Source organism: Dokdonella sp., from assembly GCF_036518555.1.
In the GTDB taxonomy this organism is placed as follows: domain Bacteria; phylum Pseudomonadota; class Gammaproteobacteria; order Xanthomonadales; family Rhodanobacteraceae; genus Dokdonella_A.
Map to the genome: position 1 here is coordinate 1 of NZ_DATDMY010000230.1, position 7,109 is coordinate 7,109.

The window sequence follows — 7,109 nt, forward strand, 5'->3', positions numbered from 1 at the left end:
CCGCAGCGCGTCGGCGCGGGGGAGTACGCCTGCAGCCTCGCGTTCGACGCACTGCCGTTGCTGCCCGGCAGCTATACCGTGCGCGTCCATCCGCTCGACCCGGAGGGCGTGCGCGTGTTCGACACGATGGAGCGCACGCTCACGGTGCGCGGTGCGACGCGCGAGTTCGGCCTCGTGCGCCTCGCGCACCGCTGGATCGCGCCGGTCGGGGATGCCGCGCCATGAGTGACGACTCCACCCTGCCGTTCACCGGGGAACGCTTCACGCCCGAATGCGTGCGCGAGATCTGGTACGAGCATTGGCACCGCTACGCGTTCGCGCGGCGCCTCGCCGCCGGTCGGCGCGTGCTCGACGCCGCCTGCGGCGAAGGCTACGGTTCCGCACTGCTCGCTTCGGTCGCCGTGGACGTCGTGGGCGTCGACATCGACGCGGCGTCCGTCGCGCATGCGCGCGCGCGCTACGGCGCGCACCCGCGACTGCGCTACGAGCAGGCCGACGCGACCGCGCTGCCGTTCGCCGACCGCGCGTTCGACTTCGTCGTCTCGTTCGAGACCCTCGAGCACCTGGCCGCGCAGGAGGCGTTGCTCGAGGGCTTCGCGCGCGTGCTCGCCGACGACGGCCTGCTGCTGATTTCCTCGCCCGACAAACGCACCTACAGCGACCAGGCCGGCTTCCGCAACGAGTTCCACGTGCGCGAGCTGTATCGCGAGGAATTGCTCGCGCTGCTGCGGCCGCATTTTCCGCACGTGCGCCTGTACGGCCAGAAGCTGCTGTTCCAGTCGGCGCTGTGGGCGCTCGACGACGCCGCGCCGGCGAGTTGCGAAACGCTCACCGCGGACGCGTGCGCCGAACAGGTCGTGCCCGGTCTTGCTTATGCGCCGCTGTATTTCGTCGCCCTGTGCGGCCGGCGCGAGCTGCCCGCGGAACTCCCTGCGCTGTCGCTGTTCGGTGATGCCGGCGAATCCGTCTACGCGCATTACAATCACGAAATCCGCAAGAACATCGGCGCCGGTGGGCGCATCGTCGAACTCGAGGCCGAGGTCGAGCGATTGCGTGCACGGTCCGAGCCAGCGCCGACGCGCGACTGGCGCTGGTGGCGACGAAAGCGATAGGTCATGAGCGAATTCAACTACCAGATCAGCTACGGCGCGCAGCCCGCCAAGGTCCCCGCGCAGCCGCGCATCGACCCCACGGCGCCGTTGTACGCGTCCGAGGACGGCGTGGTCGCCTCGCTGTCGAACAGCGAGTGCATCTTCCAGGTCAAGCGCAGCGGCGAGACGCACGTGATGACCTTCCACGTGCTGCAGGCGCTCGACCAGGCGCGCGAGTTCCGCACGCTCGACGAGCACGTCTCGCGCATCCTCACGACCATCCCCGGCCTGACCGCGCAACGCGACGACGTCATGCGCGTGCTCGACAGCCTGGTCAAGCGCAGGCTGCTCGTCGCCGACCGCGATTTCCTCGGGCGTACCACGACCGCGCCGGCACGCGAGCCCGCACCGCTGCGCGCGGTATTCATCCGCGCCTGCGACCGGCCCGACCAGGTCGCGCACCTGCTCGCATCGCTCGCCGACTACGAGCGACGCCATCGGGCGAACCGCCACTACGTGCTCGTCGACGACTCGTCGTCGCGCGACGCGGCCAATCGCCACCGCGACCTGCTGCGCGAGTTCGCGCGTTCGACCGGCTGCAAGCTCACCTACATCGGCGCGGCCGAGCGCGAGCGCCTGGTCGAGAAGCTCACGCGCGCGGTGCCGAAGGCGGCCCCCGTGCTGCCGGCGCTGCTCGCGGGCGGCGAGCGCGGTCGCTTCGGCGGCGGGCGCGGCTGGAATCTCGCGCTGCTGCTGTCCGCCGGCGCACGAGCCATACTGCTCGACGACGACCATCGGTTGCCGCTGCGCAGGCTCGACGATGCGCGCGAAGGCCTCGACCCGAACCCGTCGGCCTTGGCCAGCACGCGCTTCTTCCGCAACATCGAGAACGCCCTCGGCGCGGGGGAGGAAGTCGAAGACGATCCGTTCGAGCTGCATCTCGCCGCGGCAGGACGTCCGCTGGGTGCCGTCGTCGGCCAGCGGCGCTACGCCATCGACCCCGCCGCGTTGCGCGGACTCACGCTCAGTCGCCTCGATCACCTGTATGGGGACGCACCGATCCTCGCGACGCACCACGGCGCCTACGGCAGTTCGCGCTCCGAATCGGGCCAGTGGCTGTACCAGCTGTCCGCCGAGGATCGCGCCGAATTCGCGCGGGATCGCGACAGTTACCTGCGCAACGTCGAGATGGCGAGCATCTGGTACGGCTATCGGCAGGCGCGCGCGAGCGGTGTCGCCAACTTCACCCCGTTCGCGCTCGACAACAGCGTGCTGCTGCCTTGCACGAACCCGCTCGGCCGCGGAGAGGACGCGTTGTTCTCGCGCGTGACCGAGCTGTGCCACAGCGGCGCGCTGATGCTCGAGCTCCCCGTTGCGGTGGGTCACGTGCAGGAGACGCAGCGCAAGCGCTCGCCCGCGACACTCGCCGCGCACACGCCGCGCTTCAACTACTTCGTCGCCGATTTCATCCGCACGCGCCTGCCGGAGTTCAGCGCCGAGCAGCCGGCACAGCGACTCGACCTGCTCGCTGCGCACCTGCGCGACGTCGCGGGCGCGAGCGAGCAGGGGCGCGTGCGCCAGCTGCAGGAGTATCTCGCCTACGCGCGCGCCGATCTCATCGAGCGCCTGCAGGCGCAGTACGACGGCGCGCCCGATGCGCCGATCTACTGGCAGGCCGACGTGCGCTCGATCATCGAGGCGAACGGCCGCAGCCTGATCACGCCCGGGGTACCGCGCCTCGGTGACTGGCCGGAGAACATCGACGACACCGGATGCGCGCAGCGGTTGCGCGACGAGACGCTCGAACTCGCCGGTTTCTACGAAGCGTGGCCCGCGCTGTGGACCTGCGCGCGCGAGCAGGGCGAGCGCCTGCTCGGTGCCGTCTGACCCGGCCGTGCCGACGCCCGGCGGCGACCTCACGAGCTTCGTCGTCGTCGCTGCCGACAGTGGGCCGCTGCTCGAAGAGTGCGTCGCCTCGGTGCTCGCCGCGGATGCGGTCGTGGAGCTCGTGCTCGTCGACAACGCATCCGGCGACGGCAGCATCGAACGCGTGCTCGGCGCGCACGCGGATGACGCGCGGATGCGGCTCCTGCGCAACCCGGCCAACCTCGGTTTCGGCCCGGCCTGCAATCGCGGTGCGGCGGTCGCGCGTGGCGACGTGTTCGTGTTCCTCAATCCCGATTGCATCGCACCGCGCGACCTCGCGACGCGCCTGCGCGCGGCGCTCGCGACCGATCCGCGTCTCGGCGTACTCGGCGTGCAGGTGACCGACCCGCACGGCGCGCCCGCGCGCGGTAATCGCCGGCGCGAACCGACCCTGCGTCGCGCGATGGTGACGCTCAGCGGCCTGTCGCGTCTCGAGTCGCGCTGGCCGGCGCTACAGGGCGTCGAAGCGCCCGCGGCGGAGCACGACGGGCTGGAAACGGTCGAGGCGGTCTCCGGCGCGTGCCTGGTACTGCCCCGTGCGGCGTTCGAGCGCGTCGGTGGCTTCGACGAGGGCTACTTCCTGCACGCCGAGGACCTCGATCTCTGCCGTCGCGTACGCGACGCAGGTTTTCGCGTCGCGATCGATCCGCGCGTGCGCGTGGCGCATGCGCAGGGCACGTCGAGCCGGTCGCGCCCGCTGTTCGTCGCGCGCCACAAGCACCGCAGCCTGTGGCGCTACTTCACGAAGTTCGACCCCGCTGCACGCAATCCGCTGCTGCGAGCCGTCGTGTTCGCCGGTATCTGGGCGCATTTCGTTGCGCAGGCGCCGCTTCTTGCGCTGCGCGGCCGGCGCCGCGCAGCGCGATAGCCGTCAGACCGTCTTCTTCGCCGCGCTGCGATAGAGCAGCCAGCCGACGACCGCGAGCACGACGAGCCCGACGTACTTGTTGAAATGCAGGCTCTCGGGCAGGGCCAGCACGTCCGCGCGTTGCGACACCACGATCGGGATCGCGATCAGGATGCCGGTCAGCGCCTCGCCGGTGATGAGGCCGGCCGAGAACAGCGTACCCGGGCGATGGACGCGATCGCGCTCGGCCTCGTCGTGCGGGTGCACGCCGTGCCTGCGCTCGACGAGCCATGCGACGACGCTGCCGAGGAAGATCGGCACCATGAGTTCGAGCGGCAGGTAGATGCCGATCGCCGCCGCGAGCACGGGCACGCGGAAGTGCGACCCACGCGCCTTGAGCCATTCGTCGAGCGCGATGACGAGTGCGCCGATCACCGCGCCGATTGCGATCATCGTCCATGGCAGGTGGCCGCCGAACATGCCGTTCGCGACCGACGCCATCAGCGTCGCCTGCGGCGCGGCGAGGGAATTGGGATGCTCCGGCGTCGGTGCGCCGATGCCGTAGGCTTGTGCGAGCAGGTTGAGCACGGGCGCCATGATCAGCGCGCACGAGAACGAACCGATCGCGAGCATGAGCTGCTGCTTCCACGGCGTCGCGCCGACGAGGTAACCCGCCTTGAGGTCCTGCAGGTTGTCGCCGCCGACCGCGGCTGCGCAGCAGACGACCGCGCCGATCATGATCGCGGCGACCGGGCCGATCTTCGAATCGTGGCCGAGCAGCAGCATGAGCACCACCGATGCGAACAGGATCGTCGCGATCGTGATGCCCGAGACCGGGTTGTTCGACGAGCCGACGAGGCCGGCGAGGTAACCCGACACCGACACGAACAGGAAGCCCGCGACGATCATGATGATCGTCATCGGGATGCTGACCATCCACTGGTCGACGATCGCCTGGTACAGCGCGAGCAGCGGCAGCGTGAACGCGACGAGCGCGACGAGCATCCACTTCATCGGCAGGTCGCGCTCGGTCTCGGCGATCGCGACGGCGCCACTGCTCTTGCGTGCGGCCGCGATGCCGCTCTTGATGCCCGAGGCGAGCGACTTGCGCAGCGAAAAGAGCGTCCATACGCCGCCGACGAGCATCGTGCCGACGCCGAGGTAGCGGATCTTGGCGGACCAGATCGCCCCGGCGATGTCGACCGCGCCGGCACCGGCGATGCGCGCCGCCAGCGCGGGGTCGCTGTCGAGGAAGAACGCGTGGTAGATCGGGATCGCGATGTTGAACGACAGGATGCTGCCCGAGACGACGACGATGCCGACGTTGAGTCCGACGATGTAGCCGACGCCGAGCAGCGCAGGCGAGAGCCCCGTGCCCATGTAGCCGAGGTACTTGCCGATGAAGCCGCCGCCGATCGCGTTGTCGGGGATCAGGCGCATCCCGCTTTCGGCGGCGAGCTTGACGACGGCGCCGATCGCGCCGGCCATCGCGAGGATCCTCACGCCGGGACCGGGATTCTCGCCCGCGCGCAGCACCTCGGCCGCGGCCTTGCCCTCGGGGAACGCGAGCGGCTCCTCGACGATCATCGAGCGGCGCAGCGGGACCGAGAACAGCACGCCGAGCAGGCCGCCGAGGCCCGCGATCGCGAGCACCCACGAGTAGCGAAAGTCGTGCCAGTAACCGAGGATGATCAGCGCCGGAATCGTGAAGATCACGCCCGCCGCGATCGACGAGCCAGCCGAAGCGCCGGTCTGCACGATGTTGTTCTCGAGGATCGTGCCGCCGCCGAGCAGGCGCAGCACCGCCATCGACACGACGGCGGCCGGGATCGCGGTCGCGATGGTCAGGCCGGCGAACAGGCCGAGGTAGGCGTTCGCCGCGGCGAGGATCACCGCGAGGATCACGGAAAGGATCACCGCCCGGACGGTGAGCTGCGCGACGGGCTGCGTCGCGGCGGGTTGGGAACTCATTCGATACCCCTTCGGATCGGCGACGGCCAGCGGTCGCGACCCGTAATCAAAACATACCGCGCGGCGGCCGTCACGCCGCGCCCGCGCGATGCCTGGGACCGGTCCGGGGCAGGGACCGGAAGCAACCTGTCAAAGCCTGAAACACGAAGGACACGAAGGACACGAAGAAAAATGCCTTGCAGAGCTTGAAACACGAAGCACACGGAGCACACGGAGAGAGCAAAGCAGAATTCGATCCAAGTCGGAGCTCTTCCTCTGTGTGCTCCGTGTTCCAATCTTGAAATCTCTTGCTTCCCTTCGTGTCCTTCGTGTTTCAATCCCCTGGCTCTGGCTCCGTGGGGGTGACCGATGGTCCGGGAAATTCTGAGGATGGGCGATCCGCGCCTGCTGCGCGTCGTGCCGCCGGTGCCCCCGGCCATGATCGGCAGCGCGGAGCTCGATGGACTCATCGCCGACATGTTCGACACGATGCATGCGGCCGGCGGGGTCGGCCTCGCGGCGCCACAGATCGGCGTCGACCTGCAGCTCGTGATCTTCGGATTCGAGCGCAGCGAGCGCTACCCCGACGCACCGGCGGTGCCGCGCACGATCCTGCTCAACCCGACCGTCACGCCGCTGTCCGACGAACAGGCGGAGGGATGGGAAGGGTGCCTGTCGGTGCCCGGCCTGCGCGGCAGGGTGCCGCGCTGGACGCGCATCCGCTATCTCGGCATCGATCCAGCCGGCGCTGCGATCGACCGCGTCGCCGAGGACTTCCACGCACGCGTCGTGCAACACGAGTGCGACCACCTCATCGGCCGCCTGTATCCGTCGCGCATCACGGACTTCACGACGTTCGGCTATGCCGACGTGCTGTTCCCGGGCCTCGACCTCGCCGACGACTGAACGAGCCGGCGTCGACCACGGGGCGCGTCGAGTGCGAAGCGAGAGTCCCGCGGCCATGCCGCCGTGCCAAGTTCCGGCGGCGGCACGCGCATTGCGCGTACCGCCCTACGCGGCGCGTGCGGAATTGATCGCGTCGCGCAGGTCGCGTGCCGCGACGCGCGCGGCGTCGGCGAAATCGTCACCCTGGCTCGCATACAGGATTGCGCGCGACGAGCTCACGAGCAGGCCGGTGCCGTCCGCGGTGCAGCCGTTCGCGACGACGGCTTCGACGTCGCCACCCTGCGCGCCGACGCCGGGGACGAGGAACGGCACGTCGCCGACGATCGCGCGCACTTCGCGCAACTGCTGCGGCCAGGTCGCGCCGACGACGAGCAGGCAATTGCCGTTCG

General features: G+C 69.8%; 5 protein-coding genes and 2 pseudogenes. 5 read left to right on the forward strand and 2 right to left on the reverse strand.

The genetic code is table 11. The annotated features are described in order from the left end of the window. The 4 genes and pseudogenes from VI238_RS12765 to VI238_RS12780 all read left to right on the forward strand — a co-directional run. Positions 1-225, forward strand: a pseudogene (locus tag VI238_RS12765) (hypothetical protein); the annotation flags it as partial. Beyond that, positions 222-1,112, forward strand: coding sequence for a class I SAM-dependent methyltransferase (locus VI238_RS12770; RefSeq protein WP_331651937.1), 891 nt, complete (start codon positions 222-224; stop codon positions 1,110-1,112). The pseudogene VI238_RS12765 and the gene VI238_RS12770, both read left to right, overlap by 4 nt. Before the next feature lie 3 nt (positions 1,113-1,115). Continuing rightward, positions 1,116-2,978: a hypothetical protein gene (locus VI238_RS12775; protein WP_331651939.1), complete on the forward strand. Its 1,863-nt coding sequence runs from the start codon at positions 1,116-1,118 to the stop codon at positions 2,976-2,978. Beyond that, positions 2,968-3,885 carry a glycosyltransferase family 2 protein gene (locus VI238_RS12780; RefSeq protein WP_331651941.1) on the forward strand — a complete coding sequence of 306 codons (918 nt, stop codon included), beginning with the start codon at positions 2,968-2,970 and terminating at the stop codon, positions 3,883-3,885. Before VI238_RS12775 ends, VI238_RS12780 begins: the two co-directional genes overlap by 11 nt. A gap of 3 nt (positions 3,886-3,888) precedes the next feature. Here VI238_RS12780 and VI238_RS12785 read toward each other — a convergent pair whose 3' ends face one another. Beyond that, the gene (locus tag VI238_RS12785; protein WP_331651943.1) at positions 3,889-5,835 is read right to left on the reverse strand and encodes an OPT family oligopeptide transporter; all 1,947 of its coding nucleotides are present in this window, start codon (positions 5,833-5,835) and stop codon (positions 3,889-3,891) included. A 348-nt stretch (positions 5,836-6,183) separates the two neighbouring features. On the opposite strand from VI238_RS12785, the gene def reads away from it, so the two are divergent. Beyond that, entirely contained in the window at positions 6,184-6,720 is a 537-nt protein-coding gene (def, locus tag VI238_RS12790) for a peptide deformylase (RefSeq protein ID WP_331651945.1), read from the forward strand. Positions 6,721-6,825: 105 nt separating this feature from the next. Here def and VI238_RS12795 read toward each other — a convergent pair. Next, a pseudogene (locus tag VI238_RS12795) lies at positions 6,826-7,109 on the reverse strand (orotidine 5'-phosphate decarboxylase); the annotation flags it as partial.